The organism is Pyxidicoccus sp. M6, assembly GCF_055568925.1.
The window spans coordinates 429,336-451,330 of sequence record NZ_CM145714.1; the positions used below are offsets into that span (position 1 = coordinate 429,336).

At 68.1% G+C, this 21,995-nt stretch carries 19 protein-coding genes; 4 read left to right on the forward strand and 15 right to left on the reverse strand.

Going from position 1 to position 21,995, the window contains the following annotated elements; genetic code table 11:
• Window positions 1-82 precede the first annotated feature (82 nt).
• Window positions 83-2,992, forward strand: a complete 2,910-nt coding sequence (locus tag ACVTJA_RS01700) for a transglycosylase SLT domain-containing protein (RefSeq protein ID WP_465833205.1) — start codon at window positions 83-85, stop codon at window positions 2,990-2,992.
• 395 nt (window positions 2,993-3,387) lie between these two features.
• Here ACVTJA_RS01700 and ACVTJA_RS01705 read toward each other — a convergent pair whose 3' ends face one another.
• From ACVTJA_RS01705 to ACVTJA_RS01760, 12 genes are all read right to left on the reverse strand, one after another.
• On the reverse strand, window positions 3,388-4,134 hold the full coding sequence (locus ACVTJA_RS01705; protein ID WP_465833207.1) for an SDR family oxidoreductase: 747 nt from the start codon (window positions 4,132-4,134) through the stop codon (window positions 3,388-3,390).
• Window positions 4,135-4,332: 198 nt separating this feature from the next.
• Window positions 4,333-5,550, reverse strand: a complete 1,218-nt coding sequence (locus ACVTJA_RS01710) for an aminotransferase-like domain-containing protein (RefSeq protein ID WP_465833209.1) — start codon at window positions 5,548-5,550, stop codon at window positions 4,333-4,335.
• Window positions 5,551-5,553: 3 nt separating this feature from the next.
• Entirely contained in the window at window positions 5,554-6,030 is a 477-nt protein-coding gene (locus ACVTJA_RS01715) for an Lrp/AsnC family transcriptional regulator (RefSeq protein ID WP_465833211.1), read from the reverse strand.
• A gap of 290 nt (window positions 6,031-6,320) precedes the next feature.
• Window positions 6,321-7,259, reverse strand: coding sequence for a TraB/GumN family protein (locus tag ACVTJA_RS01720; protein ID WP_465833213.1), 939 nt, complete (start codon window positions 7,257-7,259; stop codon window positions 6,321-6,323).
• Window positions 7,260-7,322: 63 nt separating this feature from the next.
• The gene (locus ACVTJA_RS01725; RefSeq protein WP_465833214.1) at window positions 7,323-7,928 is read right to left on the reverse strand and encodes a pentapeptide repeat-containing protein; all 606 of its coding nucleotides are present in this window, start codon (window positions 7,926-7,928) and stop codon (window positions 7,323-7,325) included.
• Window positions 7,929-8,080: 152 nt separating this feature from the next.
• On the reverse strand, window positions 8,081-8,686 hold the full coding sequence (locus ACVTJA_RS01730; RefSeq protein ID WP_465833215.1) for a hypothetical protein: 606 nt from the start codon (window positions 8,684-8,686) through the stop codon (window positions 8,081-8,083).
• Between the two features lie 9 nt (window positions 8,687-8,695).
• Window positions 8,696-10,177 carry a SitA5 family polymorphic toxin gene (sitA5, locus tag ACVTJA_RS01735; RefSeq protein ID WP_465833217.1) on the reverse strand — a complete coding sequence of 494 codons (1,482 nt, stop codon included), beginning with the start codon at window positions 10,175-10,177 and terminating at the stop codon, window positions 8,696-8,698.
• Window positions 10,178-10,309: 132 nt separating this feature from the next.
• Window positions 10,310-10,912: a hypothetical protein gene (locus ACVTJA_RS01740; RefSeq protein WP_465833219.1), complete on the reverse strand. Its 603-nt coding sequence runs from the start codon at window positions 10,910-10,912 to the stop codon at window positions 10,310-10,312.
• A gap of 26 nt (window positions 10,913-10,938) precedes the next feature.
• Window positions 10,939-11,541 (reverse strand): pentapeptide repeat-containing protein, encoded by a 603-nt coding sequence (locus ACVTJA_RS01745; RefSeq protein ID WP_465833221.1) that lies wholly within the window; start codon window positions 11,539-11,541, stop codon window positions 10,939-10,941.
• Between the two features lie 22 nt (window positions 11,542-11,563).
• Window positions 11,564-13,045, reverse strand: a complete 1,482-nt coding sequence (gene sitA5, locus ACVTJA_RS01750; protein WP_465833223.1) for a SitA5 family polymorphic toxin — start codon at window positions 13,043-13,045, stop codon at window positions 11,564-11,566.
• Between the two features lie 189 nt (window positions 13,046-13,234).
• Window positions 13,235-14,155: a DUF2381 family protein gene (locus ACVTJA_RS01755; RefSeq protein ID WP_465833225.1), complete on the reverse strand. Its 921-nt coding sequence runs from the start codon at window positions 14,153-14,155 to the stop codon at window positions 13,235-13,237.
• Window positions 14,156-14,250: 95 nt separating this feature from the next.
• On the reverse strand, window positions 14,251-16,203 hold the full coding sequence (locus tag ACVTJA_RS01760) for a serine/threonine protein kinase (RefSeq protein ID WP_465833227.1): 1,953 nt from the start codon (window positions 16,201-16,203) through the stop codon (window positions 14,251-14,253).
• 101 nt (window positions 16,204-16,304) lie between these two features.
• Here ACVTJA_RS01760 and ACVTJA_RS01765 point away from each other — a divergent pair, with 101 nt between their 5' ends.
• On the forward strand, window positions 16,305-16,727 hold the full coding sequence (locus tag ACVTJA_RS01765) for a helix-turn-helix domain-containing protein (protein WP_465833228.1): 423 nt from the start codon (window positions 16,305-16,307) through the stop codon (window positions 16,725-16,727).
• A 9-nt stretch (window positions 16,728-16,736) separates the two neighbouring features.
• On the opposite strand, the gene ACVTJA_RS01770 is transcribed toward ACVTJA_RS01765, so the two are convergent.
• The 3 genes from ACVTJA_RS01770 to sitA5 (ACVTJA_RS01780) form a co-directional block, all read right to left on the reverse strand.
• Window positions 16,737-17,918 (reverse strand): serine/threonine-protein kinase, encoded by a 1,182-nt coding sequence (locus ACVTJA_RS01770; protein WP_465833230.1) that lies wholly within the window; start codon window positions 17,916-17,918, stop codon window positions 16,737-16,739.
• 308 nt (window positions 17,919-18,226) lie between these two features.
• A complete protein-coding gene (locus ACVTJA_RS01775; RefSeq protein WP_465833232.1) occupies window positions 18,227-18,829 on the reverse strand; it encodes a pentapeptide repeat-containing protein in 603 nt (200 codons plus the stop codon).
• A gap of 22 nt (window positions 18,830-18,851) precedes the next feature.
• Entirely contained in the window at window positions 18,852-20,327 is a 1,476-nt protein-coding gene (gene sitA5 / locus ACVTJA_RS01780) for a SitA5 family polymorphic toxin (protein ID WP_465833233.1), read from the reverse strand.
• 188 nt (window positions 20,328-20,515) lie between these two features.
• Between sitA5 (ACVTJA_RS01780) and ACVTJA_RS01785 the strand changes: the two genes are divergently transcribed.
• Complete coding sequence (locus tag ACVTJA_RS01785) at window positions 20,516-21,157, forward strand: hypothetical protein (protein ID WP_465833235.1); 642 nt, start codon at window positions 20,516-20,518, stop codon at window positions 21,155-21,157.
• Between the two features lie 116 nt (window positions 21,158-21,273).
• Window positions 21,274-21,987, forward strand: a complete 714-nt coding sequence (locus ACVTJA_RS01790) for a TetR/AcrR family transcriptional regulator (RefSeq protein ID WP_465833237.1) — start codon at window positions 21,274-21,276, stop codon at window positions 21,985-21,987.
• The last annotated feature ends 8 nt before the right edge of the window (window positions 21,988-21,995 follow it).

Below are 21,995 nucleotides of genomic sequence, written 5' to 3' on the forward strand. Positions count from 1 at the left end.
CGGTCTGCGCGAGTTGACCCAGTCCCGTTCCCACGGAGCGTGCCAATGCATTGGGGCCCCAGAATTTCACAAGAGGGCTGCGATGGTCGGGCTTCGAACGGGAGCGGTGGTGTTCCTGGCATGCGCGAGCGTGCTCGGAGCTGGCCCCACGTGGGCACAGGAGGCCATGGAGGAGACCCCGGGCGAGGTGCTCTCGGAGGAGCAGCTGGAGGCGCTGCTCGACTCGCCGAAGGCGCAGCCCGACAGCGCCGAGGGGGCCACGCCTTCCTTCGGGCCGGAGCAGCTCACGCCGTACTTCGCGGAAGGGACGCTGGCGAAGGCCCGCGCGGAGTTCAATCGGGGCCGGTACAAGCGCGCACGGGCACTGCTCGCGCAGGAGCAGCCCACGTTGCCGGTGCGCTTCCTCCAGGCGCAGAGCGCGCTGCTGGCGAAGGACTTCGCCGTCGCCGCGGACGAGTTCGCGGCGCTGGCCAACGACTACATCCCCTTGAGAGACCACTGCCTGTTCCGGGCGGCGCAGGCCAACGAGAAGCTGCGCCGGTGGGCCATGGTGGTGGAGCAGTACCGGGGAGTGAGCGCGGGCTCGCCGCTGTATCCGCAGGCGCGCTTCAGCCTGTCGAAGGTGCTCCAGCGCCGAGGCGACATCGGTGGGGCGCTGGCCGCGCTGCAGGAGCTCATCGACAGCCGCCAGTCGCGCGGGCCGGACGCGCTGCGGATGAAGGCGCTGCTGGCCATCTGTGACCTCGCCCGGGCCCAGGGCCAGTACAACGCCGAGCACCGCGCGCTGCTGGAGGTGTGGGCCACGAGCCCGATGTCGCGCGAGGCCCAGCGCGCGGCCCAGCGGCTGAAGGGGCTGCCGCTGCCCCTCAAGTGGAGGGTGCGCCGGGCGGAGGCGCTGGTGGAGTTGCACCGCAATCAAGCGGGCATGGAGCTGCTGAACGGAGTGCTGCCGCATGTGCAGCTTCCCGACGAGCTGGCCTGCCGCGCGCACCTCACGTACGGCCGTGCGCTGCGCAAGGAGCGGCAGCACCGGAGGGCCATCCAGGTGCTCTCGCCGATGGTGGAGCAGTGCACCTCGCCGGAGGAGCGGCCGCAGGCGCTGTACGTGCTGGGTTATTCGCAGTCGGTGGTGGACCCGAAGGCGGCCATCGAGACGTATGCGACGCTCGCGCGGGACTACCCGGAGCACGGGTACGCGGACGACGCGCTGTTCTTCTCGGCGTGGTTCCTCCAGCGCACGGGGGACACGGACGCGGCGATGGCTCGGTACGAGGAGACGGCGCGGCGCTATCCGTCCGGCAACTTCGCCTCGGAGGCGCTGTTCCGGGCCTTCTGGCTCCACATGCGCCGTCAGGAGCCCGAGGCCGCGGTGGCCGCGCTGACGGCGGTGGAGAAGCTGCCCGAGGCCGCGCGCACGGACGAGGCGCTCTGGCGCGCGAAGTACTGGCACGCGCGCATGCTGGAGGGCGAGGCCACCAAGGCGGAGGCGATGGACCGCTACGAGTACATCGCCGCCGAGCGGCCCGCGGGCTGGTACGGAATGCTGGCGCGTTCGAGGCTGGCGCTGCTCGCGCCGGAGCGGGTGGCGCGCTTGAAGCCGTCGCTCGAAGGCGTGGGAGGTTCCGGTGCCGCGGGGAGCGCCGAGGAAGCCGCCAGGGCGGGGGCGGGTGGTGCCGCGGAGGTGGCCGCGAGCGGCGCGGGTGCGCTCACGCGGTCCACCGCCGCTGCCGGCGATTCGCTTGGTGCCGCTGGAGTGCTCACCCGAGCCGGCACGTTGCCTGGAGTCGCCGGAGTGCTTCCCGGCTCCTCTCTGGTGGCCGGCAATCCGCTCGGAGCGAATCCATCGACCCCGGTGGAGCTCGGCAAGCCCGGAGCGTCCGCGGGAACCATCATCGTGGCGACCAACTCCGGCGGGTCCATCGACACGCTCACCCGGGCCGCCGCCGAGGCGGGCAAGCCCGTCCTCTCCACGGGAGTCATCAAGCCCGGTGGCGTGAACGCGGACGTGGGAGGGCCGGGCCTGTCCACGAGAGCGCGTGTCACGTCCGGCGGAGACCTCATCGCAGCCACCCACCCCATGGGGGCCATGGCCCCGGTCGGCACTCCCGGTGGTTCTCTCGCGGCCGTGGGGACCAGCAAGCCGGACGCGGCGGCACAGGCAGCCGTCGCAGCCGCAATGGCCGAGCCCGGCGAGCTCGGTGAGCCGGCTGAAATCTGGCCGCTCGCACCCGGTCCGCTCCAGCGCGACGAGCGCTTCGCGGCGGGCGTGGAGTTGTTGCGGCTGGGGCTGCCCGGCGCGGTGGAGGAGTTCCTCGCCATCGACGCGCGCGTCCTGCCGGAAGCCTCCGCGCGCCTGCTGTACCAGACGGTGCTGCGCACCGGGCGCCGCAAGGTCGCGAGGCAGGTGGCCCGCTCGGGGCTGAAGCAGGAGGTTCACGGCCCGCTGAGCGCCTCCTCGCGTCCCATCTGGGAGGCCACGTGGCCCCGGGCCTATCGGAACCTCATCGTGCGCTACGCCCGAGCCTCGCGCGTGGACCCGGACCTCCTCCAGGGACTCATCCGCGAGGAGAGCCGCTTCAACCCGCGCGCCCGTTCCTCCACCGGAGCCCTGGGCCTGGCCCAGCTCATGCCGTCCACCGCGAAGCAGGTCGCGGACTCACTGAAGCTGCCCCCGGTGGGCGAGGCCGCGCTGCTCCAGCCCACGGACAACGTGCGCCTGGGCGCGGCCTACCTCGGCCAGTTGCTCAAGCACTTCGGCGGCAACGTGGCCTACGCGGTGGCCGCGTACAACGCGGGCCCCGGAGCCGTGGAACGCTGGCGTCATGCGATGCCCCAGGCGGAGCTGGACGAGTGGGTGGAGCACATCGCCTTCGAGGAGACGCGCGGCTACGTGAAGAAGGTGCTCGGCAGCTACAGCGCCTACAAGCTCCTCTACGGCAACGAGCCCGCCGTCCTGCGCAACCTCCGCGTGGACGACGTCAGCGTGAGGTGAGCGCGCGCGCCGTCAGCGGTCCCAGTGCTGCCGGGGGACGAGCTCCAGCTCGTCGTCCAGCAGCACGATGACGTACGGACCACCCCACGCCCACACGCCCTCCATGTTCCAGGGCGGGGCGCTGTCTCCACGACGCCGGCAGGGTCGATGGGAGACGGACACGTGTGGAGCTGGAGTGCACGTCCGGAGGCAGCGGCCTCGGAGGCCGCCTTGCGCAGTGCCTTCGACTGGATGCTCTCCACGTTGCCCGAGTGGATGTTCCGCCACATGCCATCCACTCTAGCGCGGGGCCCGCCTGTCGCAGGCCCCAACTCCATCCGTCCAGGGCGCGGCGCCGAAGCTCGATTTCTCGGCCTCGGCGGTGGCCGCCCCGGATGGGAGCTGCTTCGACGGGCCTAGAAGTTGAGGCCGCCGTCCACGTCGATGGTGCGGCCGTTGAAGTAGTCGCACTCGATGATGAACTTCACCGCGAGCCAGATGTCCTCGGGCACGCCGATGCGGCCCACCGGAATGGAGGAGACCAGCGCGTCGCGGGCCTTCTGGTTCATGCCCTGCGTCATCGGCGTCTCAATCATGCCCGGAGCCACCGCGCCCACGCGCACGCCGAAGGGCGCGAACTCGCGGGACCAGGTGACGGTGTTGGCGGCCAGCGCGGCCTTCGCGGACACGTAGTTGGACTGACCGCGGTTGCCGTGCCGGGCGATGGACGACATGTTGACGACGACGCCGCCCTTCGTGTCCGACTCCGCAATCTTCCCCACCACCTCGCGCACCATGAGGGTGGCGCCGGTGAGGTTGACGCCGATGACGGCGTTCCAGTCCGCCGTGGACAGCTTCTTCACCTGGCCGGTGGTCCTGTCCTTCTTCACCAGCAGCGCGTCGCGGAGGATGCCCGCGTTGTTGATGAGGCCGTTGAGGCCACCCATGGCCCCGTGCGCCCAGTTCACGAAGGAGATGATGTCCTCCTCGGAGGACACATCCAGCTTGCGGCGGTGGATGCCCGCGGGCAGCGCGGCGAGCCGCTCCTCGTTCACGTCACCCACCGCCACCTGGGCCCCGCCCTCCTGGAGGCGCTGCGCGAAGTGCGCGCCCATGCCCTGGGCGCCGCCGGTGATGATGACTTTGAGGTCCTTGAGCTGCATGTGTGTCTCTCTCCGCGAGTGAGGCGGCGCGAGGCCCCGGGGGACCCGCGCCACCGGAAAAGTGCGCGCAGGCTACGCAACCCGGGCCCCGCAGGCCAGCGGCGAGAGACTTGAAACCTGAATCGGGCTTCAACTTCCGTGAAGCAAGAAGCGCCGCGTCACCCGGGAAGGTGGCGCGGCGCGGAGTGCTCCGTGGGCCTACATCGCCGCGGAAATCACGGCGCCCAGCCGCCGCATGCCCTCGGTAATCAGGTCGGGCGGGCGGTTGGAGTAGTTGAGGCGCATGAACTCCGGGCGCGGGTTGTTGGCGAAGAAGGGGCTGCCGGGGACGAACGCAACCTTCTGCTCAATCGCCTTGGGCAGCAGCGCCTCGCCGCTCAGGCCCTGGGGCAGCTCCACCCAGAGGAACATGCCGCCCTCGGGCGTGGTCCACTTCGTGCCGGCGGGCATGTGGACCTTCAGCGCGTCCAGCATGGCGTTGGCGCGCTGGCCGTAGACGGGGCGCAGGGCGTCCAGGTGGCCGTAGTAGTCGAAGCGGGTGAGCAGCTTCGCCACCGCGCGCTGGGCCAGCGTGGCGGTGTGCAGGTCCGTCGCCTGCTTGGCGATGGTGAGGCTGCGCACGAAGTCCTTCGGGCCGGCCACCCAGGCAATGCGCAGACCCGGGGCGAGCGTCTTGGAGAACGTCCCCAGCGACACCACCACGCCCTCGTCGTCGAAGGCGGCCATGGACGGCAGGTGCTCGCCGGTGAAGCGCAGCTCGCCGTACGGGTCGTCCTCGAGGATGAGGAAGCGGTACTTCTGGGCCAGGCGCACCAGCTCCTTCCGGCGCTCCAGCGCCAGGGTGGTGCCCTTCGGGTTCTGGAAGTTGGCGACGACGTACACCAGCTTGGGCCGGTGCGTGGCCAGCATGCGCTCCAGGTCATCCGTGCGCATGCCGTGGTCGTCGCTGCCCACGGTGGCGAACCGCGCCTCGTAGGAGCTGAACGTCTGCAGGGCCGCCAGGTAGCTGGGGCTCTCCACCATCACCAGGTCACCCGGGTCCAGCAGCACCTTGGCGACCAGGTCGATGCCCTGCTGCGAGCCGCTGGTGATGAGGATGTTGTCCGGGGTGGACACGCGGCCGCGCTTCTGGAGGTGGCTGCAAATCCACTCGCGCAGGGGGCCGTAGCCCTCGGTGGTGCTGTACTGGAGCGCGGCGCGGCCCTCGGTGGCGAACACCTCGGCGTGCGCCTCGGCGATGGCGTCCAGCGGGAAGAGCTCCGGAGCGGGCAGGCCGCCCGCGAAGGAGAGGATGTCGGGCCGCTCGGCGATTTTGAGGATTTCACGCACCGCGGACGTCTTGGTGCGGGCCATCCGTTGGGCCAGCCGCCATACCGGCGGAGGAGGAAGGGGTGCGCTCATCGCGTCGGCGCTCATGACTCACTCTCCTTTCTGCTGCTCGGGAGGCACGCGGACGTGCGTGTCCTCTTTGATGGATGACAAGACGATGGTGGTCTGCGTGCGGGTGACGCCGGCGATGGTGCGCAGCGTCTCCACGAGGAGCGAGTCGAGCGTCTTCGTGTTCGCCGACTTGACCTTGAGGATGTACGAGTCCTGGCCCGCCACGCGGTGGCACTCGAGGACGTCGGGCAGCGCGAGCACCTTCTTCGCGAAGTTCTCGAAGTACTTCGGGTGCTCGATGCTCACACCGATGAAGGCGGTGATGTCCTTGCCCAGCTTCGCCGCGTCCACCCGCGCCGAGTAGCCGGTGATGACGCCGCGCTCCTCCAGCTTGCGGATGCGCTCGGCCACCGCCGGCTGCGACAGCCCCACCGCGCGCGACAGCTCCAGCTGCGTCGCGCGGCCATCGCGCTGCAGCATGTCGACGATGCGGATGTCGAGCTCATCCAGGTGCATGGCTGGGAGGGACCTTATTTTTATAAGCGGTTCGCGACTTCGGCAGTTAATTTAAATTTGATGTCCCAAGGATGCAACTGGAGGTTCTTGCCTCTGTTGCAGATTCCCCGCTGGGTCCGGTGCGATTGCACGGACGGTGCCGTTCCGGGCGCGTCACGAGGGCGGCCCGGGCGGGGTTTTTCAGCGGGAAGTGGGAAGGGAATGCGCCACCGTGGACCCCGCGCTGCCCCGCGGGGCGAAGTCGCCGCCTTGCGGTGTGCGCGAGTGGACGGTGGGCGGGGAGGCGGGCGCTACTCGGCGGCGGCGCGGTTCAGCTGGCGCACGGTGTGGCCCTGCTGCTGGAGGAGGGCGACGAGGCCCTTCGGGCCGACGACGTGGCCGGCGCCCACGACGATGAAGTGGGTGCGGGGCTCGGCGAGGAGGGCGTCCACGCGGGTGGCCATCTGCGCGTTGCGCTCGAAGTAGATGCGCTCGTAGACGGGGCGGTAGGTGGGGTCCTCGGCGCCTTCGAGGACGAGCGCGGCCATGCCGTCCGCGTCACCGGCCTTCCAGGCGGCGACGAGCTGGTCCAGGGCGGAGCCCGCGTCGGTGGTGCGGCGGAGCTGGTCGCGGAGCATGAGGTCCTGGAGCGTGTCCGGGGTGCCGGCGAGCATGCGGAGCTGGCCCTCGGCGGTCTCGAGCTCGACGATGCTCTTGCCGGTGCTCTGGGCGCGGGCGAGGAAGGCGCGGTCGATGCCCTCGCCCTGCTGATAGCCGGCCTGCTGCAATTCGGTGACGCTGAGGACCATGCCCACGAGCCAGGGGCGCAAGGGCTCCAGGTTGGAGAGGGCCAGGCCCATGCGCTGGGCGGCGTTGCCGAGCAGCCTCATGGTGACGGGGTCCAGGCGCTGCGAGAGGCGCTGGCCGTCGGGCAGGCGGCCGAGCTCCAGCGCGAGCTTCTGCATGGCGGTGGGGTCGACCTTGTTGACGTCGACCTCGACGACGAGGGCGTCGGATTGGGCGAAGGCGGCCTCCATGGACGGGGGCAGGGCGAGCTCGCCCGTCTTGCCCATGTGGATGGAGCCGACGAGGTAGGCGGTGCCGCCGCGGCCGTGGCCGTCCTTCACCTCCCAGAGGAAGGCGTGTCCGGTGTCGACGGGGACGTACGGCTTCGGCGCGGGCGTGGAGGCACAGCCCACACCGAGCAGCGCGGTGAGGAGCAGGGACGGCAGCAGGGACAGGCGCTTCATGGGGGGCTCATCGAAGCACCGGCGCCCGTGCCGAGTCGAGGTTCCTGGAGTGCGGGTGTGGCGTCAGAGGATGACGCCGGGGAGGGTGTCGAGGACGGCGCGGATGGCTTCCACGGTGGTTTCGTCGCGCTTCGCCAGGGCGGGGGCGAAGTAGGTCACGGCGAGGGTCTCCGGAAGGTTGTCCGTGAAGGACTCGACGGTGATGCGCATGGTGCCCGGCCACTGACGAGCGAGCAGTTCGCTCTTGCGGCCCACCGGGTCGAGCACGGTGAAGCAGGGCCATGAAGGAAGCTTCAGGCGTGTGAGGTCGCAGCCGACGAAGCGGCAGGCGTCCAGGCGCGCATCGGTGAAGTCACAGTCCTCAACGATGCCCCGCTCCAAGTCCATGGCGAATGACCAGCGGCCAAAGTCACTTCCGGTCATGGCCCCTGTGAATCTGCAGCCCTTCAGGTGGGCATTGGTCCAGGGGAAGTTCTTCAACTCCCTCTTCACCTCGATGGTGCAGTCGATGAGTCGAGGCTGGACGAGAATCAGGTTTCTCGCGGCTATCTTCAGCACGAGAGTGCAGTTGCGCAGCGTCAGGTTGGGCCCCAGGAAGCACACCGTGTCAGCGCCGATTTCGAGCCGTTGATTCTCGATGTCCTGGTTCTCGATGTTGAGCTGGCTCATCGCGTGCGCCTCAGAAGGTAATCATCCGGAAGAACTCCCCGGCCATGCGTGTGCCATGCAGCGCCAGGTTCGAATCTGTTCCGGAGAGAAGCTCGTACCTGGAAGCACGGGGGCCCGTGCGGAGTCGAGGTTCCTGGGGTGGGGATGCGGCGTCAGAGGATGACGCCGGGGAGGGTGTCGAGGACGGCGCGGATGGCTTCCGGGGTGGTTCCGGTGCGCTTCGCAATCACGGTCGCGGAATCCGTCACAGCCACCGTTTGTGGCGGGGAGTTTGCGAGGGTCTTCACCATGAAGCGGGTGGACTCCGGCCATGGAGCGGCGAGCAGTTCGTCCAGTCGTCGGACCGGATCGAGAATCGTGAAGCAGGGCCAGGAAGGGAACTTCAGGGTCTTGGGGTCACAGTCGACAAAGCGGCAGGCGTCGAGGCGTGCCCCGGTGAAGTCGCAGTCCTCAATGCCTCCTCGCTCTGGCGTCTCGTCGTAGGGCCAGCGGCCGAAATCGCTACCAGTCATGGCCCCCGTGAATCGGCAGCCTTTCAGGAAGGCACTGCACCAGCGGAGGTTCTTCAGCTCCTTCTTCACCTCGATGGTGCAGTCGATGATACGTGGGCCGATAAGAATGAGATTTTTCGTGGCCACCCTGAGTACCAGGGTGCAGTTCCGGAGCGTCAGGTTGGGGCCCAGGAAGCCGATATCTCCGGCATTGATTTCGATTCGCTCGTTTTCGATCACTCGGTTTTCGATGTTGAGCTGGGCCATCTGCCAACCTCAGAAGGTGATCATCCGGAAGAGGAAGCGTGCCATGCGCTGCCCGTGCAGTGCGAGGTTCGAGTCCGTGCCGGATAGAATCTCGTATCTGCACCCTGTGGCTGGATCTAGCGCATCAACGCCTCGGGAATTCCATCGCAAGTGCCTGAATTGCTCTTGCAGAATCTTCTCCACGAAGCGCCCCCGGGCTTGACGTTCCAATAGCCGCGCCAACCAATACTCCCCCCGCTCGATGGCTGCAGAAATGGCCCGGCTTTCGCCGCCCGTGAGTTGGTGGGGGCCCCACTGCTTGGCCGCGCGGCTCGCCGCCGCCTGGAGCTGGTCTCCCATCGGGTCCGTTGCGGGGATGTCCTTCAGAGGCTTGTTCGCGGGCACATGCCAGCGCTGACCGTTGGTGATGACCTGCCGGTTTCCTCCCTGATGCCGGATGCTGGCGGTGACTGCGGCCTCTGACTCCGCGGCCGCCGTGCTCGCCTCGCGCCCCGGGCTCTTCATCATCACGGAGAAGGTGCCCTCGGACGAGGCCGCCACCGATTCCACCTCGGCGACTTGTGCGAGCCGGATTCCTCCCTGCGCCTCGGCCTGCACTGCTGCCTGCTGGAAGCCGGGCAGTGCAGGCAGCTTCTTCGCCAGCTTCGGCACCGAGCCCGCGAGGACCGCCGTGGCCACCATCACCAGCACGCGCGCGGTGTTCTCACCCATCACCCGGCCGAACTTCTCTCCGGCGTCGCTCAGCTCATCGAACGAGGTGGCCCGGTTGGAGTCCTCCACAAGTTGGACCCAGCCGCGCATCAGGCTCCACACCGTGTCCACGCCCAGCCACGCCAGGAGCGCCACGGTCATCACCGCCGCGACGCTTTTAGACAGCGGGTCTGGTAGTGCCCACAACGTGAGGTAGAGGGCGGCTGTCCAAACCAACATCGAAAGCACTGCGGACGGCTGCACCATCCCCTTGAGGGCCTCCGTCGTCTCTTCCATCACCGAGCCGAGTGAAATGGCCAGCGCCAGGGCATACCGGTCATCACCGCGCACGGTGGGCCCGTCCACCAGCAGTCGCAGGCAGTCACCGCCGCCCTGCGTCCGCTCGCACCAGCGCAGGTACTCGCGCGTCAGCTCCGCTTCCGCTTGCGATGCGGAGGCACTCACGTCCACCGGCGCCAGGCGGATGACGCGCTCGCCGTTCTGTCTCGCCACGGCCTCGCGCGCCTCCGCGAACAACCGCTGCGCTTCCTCCCGTGGCCGCGAGACGGGCCGCGCCTCGCGCGCCAGCCTCGCCACTGTCTCCGTGAAGTCGTCCTCGTCCACCTCCACCGGCTCGCCCGGCACCGTGTGCGGAGCGATGACGCCCAGTCCGTACCGTGCCGCGCCCGGCCCCACTTCGCGGTCATCCTCCGCCGCGACGCGCGCGACACGCGGAACCCCACTGCAAGCGGTCAGCAGCACCAGCAGGACGGCGCCTGCCTGACGGAGAAGGAGTCGCATTGAGGAGTCCTCAGATTCACGGATGCTTCGATGGTACTTCCCGGCTGGAGGGGAAAGACCCCTGGGCATTCACACAGGGGGGAAGCACGGGGGCCCGCGCGGAGTCGAGGTTCCTGGAGTGCGGATGCGGCGTCAGAGGATGACGCCGGGGAGGGTGTCGAGGACGGCGCGGATGGCTTCCACGGTGGTCTCGTCGCGCTTCGCCAGGGCGGGGGCGAAGTACGTCGCGGCGACGGTTCCCGGTGGGCATGCGACAAACGACTCTACGGTGATGCGCATGGTGCCGGGCCACTGACGGGCGAGCAACTCACTCTTGCGGCCCACCGGGTCGAGGATGCTGAAGCAGGGCCACTTCGGGAGCTTCAGGCGACTGATGTCACAGTCGATGAAGCAGCATTCGTCCAGTCGGGCACCGGTGAAGTCACAATCCTCGATGCCGCCAAGCTCCGGATGCTCAGCGTAGGGGTACCGGCCAAATTCATTTCCGGTCATTGAACCCGTGAACCGGCATCCCTTCAGGATGACGCCTTCCCAACGGAAGTTCTTGAGCTCCTTCTTCACCTCCACGGTGCAGTCAATGAGCTGCGTCCGGGTAATCACCAGCGCCCGTGTGGGGACCTTGATGATGAGGTGGCATCGTCTCAGGGTCAGGTGGTGACCCAGGTAATAGAGGTGCTCCTTGCTATCCAGCTCCAGGCGCTCGTCTTCGATGGTGGTGTCGTTGAATTGAATCACGAGGTGCCTGGGGAGCGGATGCGGCGTCAGAGGATGACGCCGGGGAGGGTGTCGAGGACGCCGCGGATGACTTCCGGGGTGGTTCCGGTGCGCTTCGCGACGGCGGGAGCGAAATACGTCACGGCGGCGGTTTCCGGCGGGCCATCCACAAAGGACTCCACGGTGATGCGCATAGTTCCGGGCCACTGGATGGAGAGGAGCTCGTGCTTGCGGACCACCGGGTCGAGGATGGTGAAGCAGGGCCAGGAGGGGAACTTCAGGGTGCGGGCGTCGCAGCCCATGAAAACGCATGCCTCCAGTCGAGCTCCGCTGAAGTCGCAGTCCTCGATGCCGCCGAACTCGGGTTCCCTGGCATAGGGCCAGCGGCCGAACTCACAGCCGCTGAATGCGCCTGAGAATTTGCAGCCCTTCAAGATGGCACCATGCCAGCGGTAGCCCTTCAGCTCCTTCTTGGCCTCGATGGTGCAGTCGATGAGTTGAGTCCTGCTGACCACCAGTGCTCGCGCGGGCACTTTCAGGATGAGAGTGCAGTTCCTCAGGGTCAGGTTGTGTCCCAGGTAATAGAGCTCCGTCTTGCTATCGAGTTCCAGCCGTTCACCTGTGATTTCCCGGTCGCTGAACTGAATCATGGGTTACCGATGGGCGAGCGACTCAGAAGGTGATCATGCGGAAGAAGACTTCCGCCATACGCTGGCCATGAAGCGCCAGATTCGAGACCGTGCCAGAGAGAATCTCGTACCTGTAGCCTGTCGCAGGGTCAATTGCATCGACTCCGGTCCTGCTCCACTTCAGCCCCCGGAACTGCTCAATCAATTGGCTCTCCACGTACCGACCTCGGGCTTGTCGTTCCAGGAGTCGTGCCAGCCAGTGGTCGCCCCGTGCGACGGCCTCCCTGATGGCTTCGCGCTCTTGCGCCCTGAGCATGTGGGGGCCCCATTCTTCGGCGATACGAGTCGCCGCTGCTTGGAGTTCGTCTCCCACCGGGTCTGCTGAGGGAAGGCCCTTGAGTGGCTTGTTCGCGGGCACATGCCAGCGCTGACCGTTGGTGATGACCTGTCGGTTTCCACCCTGGTGCCGGATGACGGTGGTAACCGCGGCCTCTGTTTCCGCAGCAGCCGCGCTCGCCCCGCGCCCCGGGCTCTTCATCATCACGGAGAAGGTGCCCTCGGACGAGGCCGCCACCGACTCCACCTCGGCGACTTGCGCGAGCCGGATTCCGCCCTGGGCCTCCGCCTGTACCGCCGCCTGCTGGAAGCCGGGCAGTGCAGGCAGCTTCTTCGCCAGCTTCGGCACCGAGCCCGCGAGGACCGCCGTGGCCACCATCACCAGCACGCGCGCGGTGTTCTCGCCCATCACCCGGCCGAACTTCTCTCCAGCCTCGCTCAGTTCATCGAACGTGGTGGCCCGGTTGGAGTCCTCCACAAGTTGGACCCAGCCGCGCATCAGGCTCCACACCGTGTCCACGCCCAGCCACGCCAGTAGGGCCACGGTCATCACCGCCGCGACGCTTTTAGAGAGCGGGTCTGGTAGTGCCCACAACGTGAGATAGAGGGCGGCTGTCCAAACCAGCATCGAAAGCACGGCGGACGGCTGCACCATCCCCTTGAGGGCCTCCGTCGTCTCTTCCATCACCGAGCCGAGTGAAATGGCCAGCGCCAGGGCATACCGGTCATCGCCGCGCACGGTGGGCCCGTCCACCAGCAGGCGCAGGCAGTCACCGCCGCCCTGCGTTCGCTCGCACCAGCGCAGGTACTCGCGCGTCAGCTCCGCTTCAGCCTGAGATGCTTTCGCGCTTACCTCGATGGGGGCCAGACGGATGACGCGCTCGCCGTTCTGTCTCGCCACGGCCTCGCGCGCCTCCGCGAACAACCGCTGCGCTTCCTCGCGTGGTCGCGAGACGGGCCGTGCCTCACGCGCCAGTCTCGCCACTGTCTTGGTGAAGTCGTCCTCGTCCACCTCCACCGGCTCGCCGGGCACCGTGCGCGGAGAGATGACGCCCAGCCCGTACCGTGCCGCGCCCGGTCCCACCTCGCGGTCATCCTCCGCCGCGATGCGCGCGACACGCGGAACCCCACTGCAAGCGGTCAGAAGCACCAGCAGGACGGCGCCTGCCTGACGGAGATGGAGCCGCATTGAGGAGTCCTCAGATTCACGGATGCTTCGATGGTACTTCCCGGCTGGAGGGGAAAGACCCCTGGGCATTCACCACGGCCGGCTTGAGCCTGTGCATTCCCGCCATGCGCAGCCTGTGCAGCATGAGTCGTGCTTCTTTCCCGTGGACCGGTGGAGTGACTCGGCCGCCTTCCAGTCCTGAGCCGCTATCTACGGCAGCATCACGCCCTGGATGATGGCCGTCCTGCCGCCCTCGGCCTCCCACAACCGGAGGGTGAAAGGGCCTTGGACGTTCAGGTCCCCAGCTTCCGCCTCCACGACCACCTTGAGCGTGTCGCCTGGAGGAATGGGCTCCCGGGGCCACACCTCCAGCACCTTGAGCTCCATGCCCTTCCTGTCCTCCAGCACCATCTTCGCGTCCTGGGCCGTCCACGGCGCCGCGTTTGGGGGATTCCTCAACAACAGCTTCACGGCCACGTGCCCGCCGGCGCGGAAGCTCGCCGTGGCTCCTTCCAGCAGCAGGGCGCTCGACGGGGATGCCCTCGCGCTCTTGCTGTTGTCCCTGAACCCGAACGCCCTTTCGTCGAGGAGACCCAAGGCGTGAAGCCCCGCGAGCCCTCTGGGACTGGTGGACTCGGCGCGGAGTCGCGCGTTCTCCTGCTGGCATTGGCGGAGCTGCTCGTTCCGTGCGCCCAGCTCCTGGCGGAAGGATTCCACGGGGCGGGTTTGCCGATGTACATCCACCAGCGGCGTAGCCTGGACGGGGTGGACGACCAGCAGCAGTGCCGCGCTCGTCGGTGCAGCGGCATCCTGGAATCGCACCGTCAGCCGCAAGCGCTCGCCCGCCGCCAGCTTCTCGGAGGGCACCAGCTTGAGGTTGCTCGGCCCGGGCTCCGCCTGCGTGAAGCGGTCCTTGCCTTCGAGCGCCAGGGAGTCCGGGGCGAGCGCCTTGTCGAAGTTGATGATGGTGGTCTGGCCCGGGCTGATGCAGACACTGGTGGGCTCCTCCGTGGCCGTCGCGGGAAGCTCCACGTGCTGAACACCCGCCGGACAGGGCGTGAGACCTGGCTGCGCGGAGGCAGGTCCGGTCAGCAGGACTGGGAGCAACAACGCAAGGGGAGCGGCGGGCATGAAGCAGGACCTTGGAAGATGGGGCGTGGGAACGATACCTGCCACGTTGCCTCTACCATGCCCGGCACGGGGCCTCGCACAGCCGTGGACGGGCCCTATTCGAAGCTGCGCACCGCACTGATAAAGCCCACGGAGAAGACGCGGATGTTGGAGGGGGCGCTACCAGGCTCGAGCTCGAGTCCCCTGTTTCCGCTCGTGTCCAGCAACTCCATGCAGACGGGCACGACCCGGCCGGTATTCCTGAGCCGTACCTGGGTCATCCTGCCGTAGACGCGGTCTCCGAGGACGAGCCGCCCGGAGACCATGGAGCCATTGGGGATGTCTCCGAAGTTCGCCCCGATGATTTCGACCGAGGTCCAGCCTTCGCGCACGGTGAGGACCCGGTTCCCCCCGCCGCCGAAGCTCCAATCCACCTTGTCCCCCACATCAATGTCGAGCTGCTCCATGGTCTCCAACGCGCCGGGCGGACATGGCTCGGGAGGTGGCCGCTCGCGCACCTGGGCTCCCGGGCAGCCGAGCAACGCGCAGGCCGCAGCCGCTGCCTGGAGCGTCTTGCCCGCGCTTCCCCGCCCTCTGACGGGCGACGTGAGTTGCTGGGCCTTGCCAGCGGGGGTCTGCGTCTTCACGGGGGCCGGTTCCTCGGGAGGCATCGCCGGAGTGGCGGTGGCCGCAGGGGTGGGGACCGCGCCGTGCGGAACTGCGGCTCCGTTACTTTCCGGCGGCGGTCCCGGTGGCGCCACTTTCCAGCCGGGAGCCGGACCGTCTCCCTCCTTCGCGAAAGAACGTACACCCCAGCCACTGAGGGACGTGGAGATCAGGGCCGCGCACAACATCGCGAACAACATCCCCAGTGCGGCGGCACGCCACGGCGAGCGGGCCGACTCGGAATCGCGCGGCTCCAGGGCAACGGTGCTCGCTGGAAGATGCGCCTCCTCCCCAGTGCCGGACTTGCCGGACGCTGATGCCGGCTCTTCATTGAAGCGCGCAGGTGCCGACTCCGAAGCGGGTGATGTGCCCCCAGTCTCCCCGGGCCGTGGCCAGCGCCTCCCTCTCCTTGGCCGGAAGTCCTCCCGGACCGCGTTGAACCAGCCCGCTTCCTCGTCCGCGTCCGGACCGGGCCGGGTGGTGACGTTATGCACGTCATGGAAGTCGCACAGGGGCGCGTGCCATTCCGGCAGGTCCCGCGTCCGCAGTTCCTCCAACTCCGCCACCAGCGACGCGGCATCCGGCCGGTGCTCCGGGGCTTCCTCCAGGAGGCGCATGCACAGCGTGCTCAACTCTTCGGGCACGCGGCCGTTGCGAGCACGGGCGCTTTCGAGCGGCCCGGAGCGAACCATCGTTCCGTCAGCTCCCTCCACCATGTGAAAGGGCTTCGTGCCCGTCAGCAGCCAGTACAGCACCATCCCCAGTGCGTAGATGTCGTCGGCGGGCGTGGAGCGGTAGTGCGCGGCGGGGTCCTCCCTATGCGCGCGGTGGAAGCGCCAGGCCTCCGGGCTCAGGTAGGCGCGCGTGCCCGGAGGCAGTGAGCCACCCGTGACGCGGGACGTGTCCTCGTGAGTGCCCACGCCCAGGTCCACGAGCACCGCCTCGCCGTCCGCCTCGCGCACGAGGACGTTGGCTTCCTTCACGTCGCGGTGGATCGCCTTCCCCTCGTGCAGGGCCCGCAGCGCCCGCGCCACGCCCAGGACACGCAGCAACACCTCGTGCGCGGACGGGTTCTCCGTCTCCGCCCAGACGTCCAGCCGCCGTCCCTCCACGTACTCCATGATGACGACGAGGAAGCGGGGCGCCCGGTCCGGCCATTGCCAGTAGCCCAGCAGCCGCACGACGTTGGGGTGCTTCACGCGCGCCAGCATGAGCAGCTCCCGCTCGCCCCAGTCGCCCAGGCCCACCAGGGGCAGCAGCTTCAGCGCGTAGTGCTGCCCGCCTCGCTCGGCGAGGTACACCGTGCCGAAGCCGCCCTGTCCGAGCAGCGCCTTCAGGACGTAGCCGCCCACGTCGTCGCCGATTGCGGGCTCCAGTGACTGGACTCTGTCGCGCGGATGCATGGAGCCGCCGGGGAACGATGTCCGGGCACGCCCCCGGTGCTGTGGGCGCTCGAGGCCGAACGGGGGCGCCCTGCCCGGGCATTGACCCCGCAGGTTATGCCATGGAGTCAACCCGATGGTACACTGCCGACGCGGCGGAGGCACCTTCCAGCTCCGCCTTCCCGCCCATGAACGAGAAGCTGGCAGCAGTCATCGGAAAGGCCGCGCGCGCCGCCCGGGAGCGGTTGGGGCTCACCCAGGTCGAAGTGGCCGCGCTGATGGACCTCTCTCCCGTCGTCTACAACCGGCTCGAGCGCGGGCGGATGCTCCCCAGCGTCCCGACGCTCGTCCGGCTCTGCGAAACGCTCAAGACCTCGCCGGAGGTCTTGCTCGGGTTCAGCCGCTCTTCGAGCAAGGGCAAGGACGGCGACAAGCCCGCCGAGGATTCCCCACCGTCGCTGCATCACCTGATGGGACTGGCGCGCAAGCTGGATGAGCCCCAGCGCGAGGCGCTCATCCACATGGCGAAGGTCCTCCTGCGCTGAAACGAGCCGCTACCGGGGCTTCATCACCGTGTCCGGCATCAGCTCGTGTTCATCGAGGCCCGCGGGGTAGAGCGCGCCCTCCAGGGGCTCGCCAATGTCCCGCATGGCGCTGGCGTCAGAGATGACGCGGGCCATGTCCGCGGCGGCTTCCGCGCGCCCATAGCCCGGCCGGAGCTCATGGAGCCGGCCCCGCAGCTCGCGGCCCAGCTCCTCCGCTGAAGCCTGTCTCCGCGAGGGTTCTCGCTGGAGGGCCCGGTGCAGCACGGCCCGAAGTGCCTCCGGGAGCGTCGCCGTGGCGCGCTCCACGTCGTCCTGCGTGTAGCGCTTCATCAGGGACAGCATCTGTCCGAGAGGCACGTCAGGCTCCTCGTCCGCTCGCGCGTTCGACACGGCGGCATCTCCGGGTGGACCTTCCTGGCCGAGCCAGAAGCCGAAGAGGTGCCGATTCGTCAGTGCCTCCAGCAGCACGAGCCCGAGGGAGAAGAGGTCCGAGCGCGCATCCATGGGCGCGCCGAGCAGGTACTCGGGGGAGGCGTACATGAGGTCTCCCTTGAGGAGCCGCTCGGGCGTCTCCTCCCGGCCCACCCGTTTCGAGTACGCCGCCCCGAAGTCCGTCAACTTCACCTGTCCCGTCGTTCGCTCCACCCGGATGTTCCGGGGGCTCACGTCGCGGTGGATGATGCCCAGGGGCCTGCCACCCTCGCCCGGGTCCGTGAGCGTGTGGGCATGGTGGAGCGCATCCGCGACCTCGGCGGCGACGTAAAGGACGAACGCGGGAGGCAGGGGCTGGTTGCGCATCACCGCCACCGTGATGAGTGCATCGAGCGAAGGCCCGCCCACGTATTCCATGATGACGTGGGGAGCCCCGTTGATGACACGGAAGTGATGGACCTGGGCGACCGCGGGATGGTGGAGGCGGAACGCCAGTGACACCTCTTCCTTCAGGCGTTGCCGCATCGGGAAGGACTCCGGATTCCGCAGACGCTTGATGACGACGAGGCCGGAGAGCCCGTGGCGCAAGCTCCGCTCGAAGAGCAGCACCTGCTCACCGTTGTCGCGCTCCTCCAGGAGGCGCACGCAGCGGAACTCCACGGCGCCTGCCGAGAAGCCCGATTGGGACAGGTCCCGGCTCAACTGCTCCACTCCCTTTTCGAGCACGCTGCGCCTGCCCGCCTTCCGTGTGTCTGTCATCTGGGTCCTCGCTGGATGCGGTGATGGCCACCCGTGGCGTTCGCGCTACTTGGGGTCCACCTTGAGAGCGCCGTCCTGGACCTGGACGGGACCCACGCATTGGACGGGGACTCCGGTGCAGCGCAGGGACAGGTGCCGAAGGGCGGTGGCGCCCCTGCCGACGCGCGCTCCGGAAGGAGCTACCGCCTTCGTCCGGTTCATCAAGTCGACTAACCTCCTGGGTTAATAAGCCTGACGCCCTATCACAAGATGGGCTTTGGGGAGAAGCCAGGGCGTCCTGGCGTCGGCCCGGCGTCCGGAGGGCGGTCTCAGAGAATCACGCCGGAGAGGGTGTCGAGGACGGCGCGGATGGCCTCCGGAGTGGTGCCGGTGCGCTTTGCCACGGCGGGAGCGAAGTACGTCACGGCGGCGGTCTCCGGTGGGCCTTCCACGAAGGACTCCACGGTGATGCGCACGGTGCCAGGCCACTGGATGGAGAGAAGCTCGTGCTTGCGGACCACCGGGTCGAGGACGGTGAAGCAGGGCCACGAGGGAAACTTCAGGGTGCGGGCGTCACACTGGAGAAAGCGGCATGCCTCCAGCCGGGCCTCCCTGAAGTCGCAGTCTTCGATGCCGCCAATCTGGTCGGCTTCTTCATCGGGCCATCGGCCGAAGTCACAGCCGCTCAAGGCCCCTGTGAATCGGCAGCCTTTCAGATGGGCATGGTCCCAGGAGAAACCCTTCAGTTCCTTCTTCGCGTCAATCGTGCAGTCGATGAGCCGTGTCTTGCTGACCACCAGCGCTCTCGCGGGCACTTTCAGGATGAGAGTGCAGTTCTTCAAGGTCAGATGATGACCCAGGTAATAGAGTTCGGTCTTGCTATCGAGCTCCAGCCGTTCACCTGTGATTTCGCGGTCGCTGAACTGAATCATGGAGCGTTGAGAGGCACAGTCCTCAGAAGGTGATCATCCGGAAGAAGAAGCTCGCCATGCGCACGCCATGCAAGGCCAGGTTCGAGTCCGTCCCAGAGAGAATCTCGTATCTGCAGCCTGTGGCGGGGTCAATCGCATCGACTCCCTTGGGATTCCACTGGAGGTTCTTGAACTCGTCACGGAGTTGCTTTTCCACGAACCTCCCTCGGGCCTGGCGCTCGAGCAGTCGTGCAAGCCAGTGGTCACCACGGGACGCCGCTTGCCGGATGGCTTCTTGTTCTTGCGGCCTCGGCCCGCGTGAACTCCAGCGCTGAGCCGCGCGGGCCGCTGCTGCCTGGAGTTGGTCTCCCATCGGGTCTGTCGCTGGAATGTCCTTCAGTGGCTTGTTCGCGGGCACATGCCAGCGCTGCCCGTTGTTGGTGATGACCTGCCGGTTTCCGCCCTGGTGCCGGATGATGCTCGTAACCGCGGCCTCTGACTCCGCGGCCGCCGCGCTCCCCGGGCTCTTCATCATCACGGAGAAGGTGCCCTCGGACGAGGCCGCCACCGACTCCACCTCGGCGACTTGCGCGAGCCGGATTCCTCCCTGTGCCTCCGCCTGTCCTGCCGCCTGCTGGAAGCCGGGCAGTGCAGGCAGCTTCTTCGCCAGCTTCGGCACCGAGCCTGCCAGGACCGCCGTGGCCACCATCACCAGCACGCGCGCGGTGTTCTCGCCCATCACCCGGCCGAACTTCTCTCCAGCCTCGCTCAGCTCATCGAACGTGGTGGCCCGGTTGGAGTCCTCCACAAGTTGGACCCAGCCACGCATCAGGCTCCACACCGTGTCCACGCCCAGCCACGCCAGGAGCGCCACGGTCATCACCGCCGCGACGCTTTTAGACAGCGGGTCGGGTAGTGCCCACAACGTGAGGTAGAGGGCGGCTGTCCAAACCAACATCGAAAGCACTGCGGACGGCTGCACCATCCCCTTGAGGGCCTCCGTCGTCTCTTCCAGCACAGAGCCCAGTGAAATGGCCAGCGCCAGGGCATACCGGTCATCACCGCGCACGGTGGGCCCGTCCACCAGCAGGCGCAGGCAGTCACCGCCGCCCTGCGTCCGCTCGCACCAGCGCAGGTACTCGCGCGTCAGCTCCGCTTCGGCTCGCGACGCGGAGGCACTCACGTCCACCGGCGCCAGGCGGATGACGCGCTCGCCGTTCTGTCTCGCCACGGCCTCGCGCGCCTCCGCGAACAACCGCTGCGCTTCCTCGCGTGGTCGCGAGACGGGCCGTGCCTCACGCGCCAGTCTCGCCACTGTCTCGGTGAAGTCGTCCTCGTCCACTTCCACCGGTTCGCCGGGCACCGTGCGCGGAGCGATGACGCCCAGCCCGTACCGTGCCGCACCCGGCCCCGCCTCCCAGTCACCTTCTGCTGTGACGCGCACGACACGCGGAACCCCACTGCATGCGGTCAGCAACATCAGCAGGACGGCGCCGGCCTGACGGAGATGGAGCGACATGGAGCACCCGTGAACCTGGGAGGAGTGGGACCACGTTACGAGCTCACGACTGCAATCGGAATGATGCGGCGAGGTTTTCCCACCTCCCCCCTGGCACGGAACCGCGCTTCACTCTTGGCGCCGATCAGCCACGGACAACCTCACCGTGGCACTGGCATGGCGGGCCCGCGCCCCCGCAGCATGACCCCATGGAGGAACACTTCCTGCTGCTCCCCGAAGCCCTCCCGTCCACGGCGGTGACGGGCCTCCAGGCTCCCGCCCTGGTGGAGCTGCGGCGCGAGCTGGAGCGCGCGGGAAGACTCACCGTCCACGAGGTGCGCGGCCTGCGCCTCGCCGAGGAGCACCGCAAGTCCGCCGGCATCGTCCTGTGGTCCTTTCCCACACTCGCCGACGCACTGGTGTGCTGTCAGGACGGACCCGTGGACCCGCGCTTCCTGACCCAGGGCCCACCGCCCATGCACATCGCGCGCGTCACCGGAGAACGCCTGCTCGCGGACACGCGCTTCATCCGCGCCGCACCCGGGTCCCTCGCCACCGAGGTGCCCGGCCTCCTCCCCGTGCGGCAGCAGGCCTTCCTCCGTCACGCCGCCTACGCCCAGGAGCAGTGGCTCCTCGCGCTCACCCCCGAGGTCCTCGCGCGCGCCCCGCGCCTCACACCCCAGCGCGCCCTGGAGTCCGCCCTCGACGTCACCCTCCGCGCGACGAAGGAGCGCACCGAGCGTGAGCGCCTCAAGCGTCTGCCCCGGACTCTTGGCGCCTGGCGGCCGGACGCGCTGCAGTCCTTCTCACCCCTGCGAGAGCACGCCGCCGCCGCATTCGCGATAGGCTGAGCCTCCCAATCTTCAGGGGACAGGTGACGCTCTGCGTCGCGCCTTCTCCATGACGCGCGGAGCCATGTTCCGCGCTTTGACAAGCCCATCAACCGGGTGCTACCGCTAGGTGAAACATGAATCGCCCTTCAACTTCTCCAGACCGCGCCGGGCCGGTGACGCCCAGGGGGCAACGGACGCGCGCGAAGCTGCTGAAGGCCGCGGAGTCGGTCTTCGGAGAGAAGGGTTATGAGCGTGCCTCCATCGCCGACATCACCCGCAAGGGCGGCGTCGCGCTGGGCACCTTCTACGTCTACTTCCCGGACAAGCAGTCCATCTTCGTCGAAGTCGTGGACGAGCTCGGCACGCGCCTGCGCCGCCTCATCGGCGAGTCCACCGCCTCCTGCGAGACCCGCGTCGACGTCGAGCGCGAGGGCCTGCGCACCTTCTTCGAGTTCGTCCGCCAGCACCCCAACCTCTACCGCGTGGTGCGCCAGGCCGAGTTCGTCGACGCCGCCTGCTACCGCCGCTACTACGACCGCTTCGCAAAGGGCTACGTCAGCGGCCTCACCCGCGCCATGGAGGAGGGCGAGGTGCGCCGCATGGACCCGGAGGCGCTCGCCTACTGCCTCATGGGCATCGGTGACTTCCTCGGCATGCGTTGGGTGCTGTGGGAAGAGGACCCGGGCATGGAGCGCGTGCTCGACACCGCGATGAGCCTCATCCAGCACGGCATCGACACCCGTGCTCCCGCCGCGCGCAACACGCTGAAGGCGGCGGCCGCCTCGAAGAAACCCAAGAAGAACACCCTGCGCCCCACGCGCCGTCCGGCGCGCGGCGCCCGGAGCTGAAGAACACC

What these genes read in the sequence shown, in the direction of transcription:
- ACVTJA_RS01700 (WP_465833205.1), top strand. Translation starts at nt 83, where the DNA reads ATGGTCGGGCTTCGAACGGGAGCGGTGGTGTTCCTGGCATGCGCGAGC.
- ACVTJA_RS01705 (WP_465833207.1), bottom strand. Translation starts at nt 4,134, where the DNA reads ATGCAGCTCAAGGACCTCAAAGTCATCATCACCGGCGGCGCCCAGGGC.
- ACVTJA_RS01710 (WP_465833209.1), bottom strand. Translation starts at nt 5,550, where the DNA reads ATGAGCGCCGACGCGATGAGCGCACCCCTTCCTCCTCCGCCGGTATGG.
- ACVTJA_RS01715 (WP_465833211.1), bottom strand. Translation starts at nt 6,030, where the DNA reads ATGCACCTGGATGAGCTCGACATCCGCATCGTCGACATGCTGCAGCGC.
- ACVTJA_RS01720 (WP_465833213.1), bottom strand. Translation starts at nt 7,259, where the DNA reads ATGAAGCGCCTGTCCCTGCTGCCGTCCCTGCTCCTCACCGCGCTGCTC.
- ACVTJA_RS01725 (WP_465833214.1), bottom strand. Translation starts at nt 7,928, where the DNA reads ATGAGCCAGCTCAACATCGAGAACCAGGACATCGAGAATCAACGGCTC.
- ACVTJA_RS01730 (WP_465833215.1), bottom strand. Translation starts at nt 8,686, where the DNA reads ATGGCCCAGCTCAACATCGAAAACCGAGTGATCGAAAACGAGCGAATC.
- sitA5 (WP_465833217.1), bottom strand. Translation starts at nt 10,177, where the DNA reads ATGCGACTCCTTCTCCGTCAGGCAGGCGCCGTCCTGCTGGTGCTGCTG.
- ACVTJA_RS01745 (WP_465833221.1), bottom strand. Translation starts at nt 11,541, where the DNA reads ATGATTCAGTTCAGCGACCGGGAAATCACAGGTGAACGGCTGGAACTC.
- sitA5 (WP_465833223.1), bottom strand. Translation starts at nt 13,045, where the DNA reads ATGCGGCTCCATCTCCGTCAGGCAGGCGCCGTCCTGCTGGTGCTTCTG.
- ACVTJA_RS01755 (WP_465833225.1), bottom strand. Translation starts at nt 14,155, where the DNA reads ATGCCCGCCGCTCCCCTTGCGTTGTTGCTCCCAGTCCTGCTGACCGGA.
- ACVTJA_RS01760 (WP_465833227.1), bottom strand. Translation starts at nt 16,203, where the DNA reads ATGCATCCGCGCGACAGAGTCCAGTCACTGGAGCCCGCAATCGGCGAC.
- ACVTJA_RS01765 (WP_465833228.1), top strand. Translation starts at nt 16,305, where the DNA reads ATGGAGTCAACCCGATGGTACACTGCCGACGCGGCGGAGGCACCTTCC.
- ACVTJA_RS01770 (WP_465833230.1), bottom strand. Translation starts at nt 17,918, where the DNA reads ATGACAGACACACGGAAGGCGGGCAGGCGCAGCGTGCTCGAAAAGGGA.
- ACVTJA_RS01775 (WP_465833232.1), bottom strand. Translation starts at nt 18,829, where the DNA reads ATGATTCAGTTCAGCGACCGCGAAATCACAGGTGAACGGCTGGAGCTC.
- sitA5 (WP_465833233.1), bottom strand. Translation starts at nt 20,327, where the DNA reads ATGTCGCTCCATCTCCGTCAGGCCGGCGCCGTCCTGCTGATGTTGCTG.
- ACVTJA_RS01785 (WP_465833235.1), top strand. Translation starts at nt 20,516, where the DNA reads ATGGAGGAACACTTCCTGCTGCTCCCCGAAGCCCTCCCGTCCACGGCG.
- ACVTJA_RS01790 (WP_465833237.1), top strand. Translation starts at nt 21,274, where the DNA reads ATGAATCGCCCTTCAACTTCTCCAGACCGCGCCGGGCCGGTGACGCCC.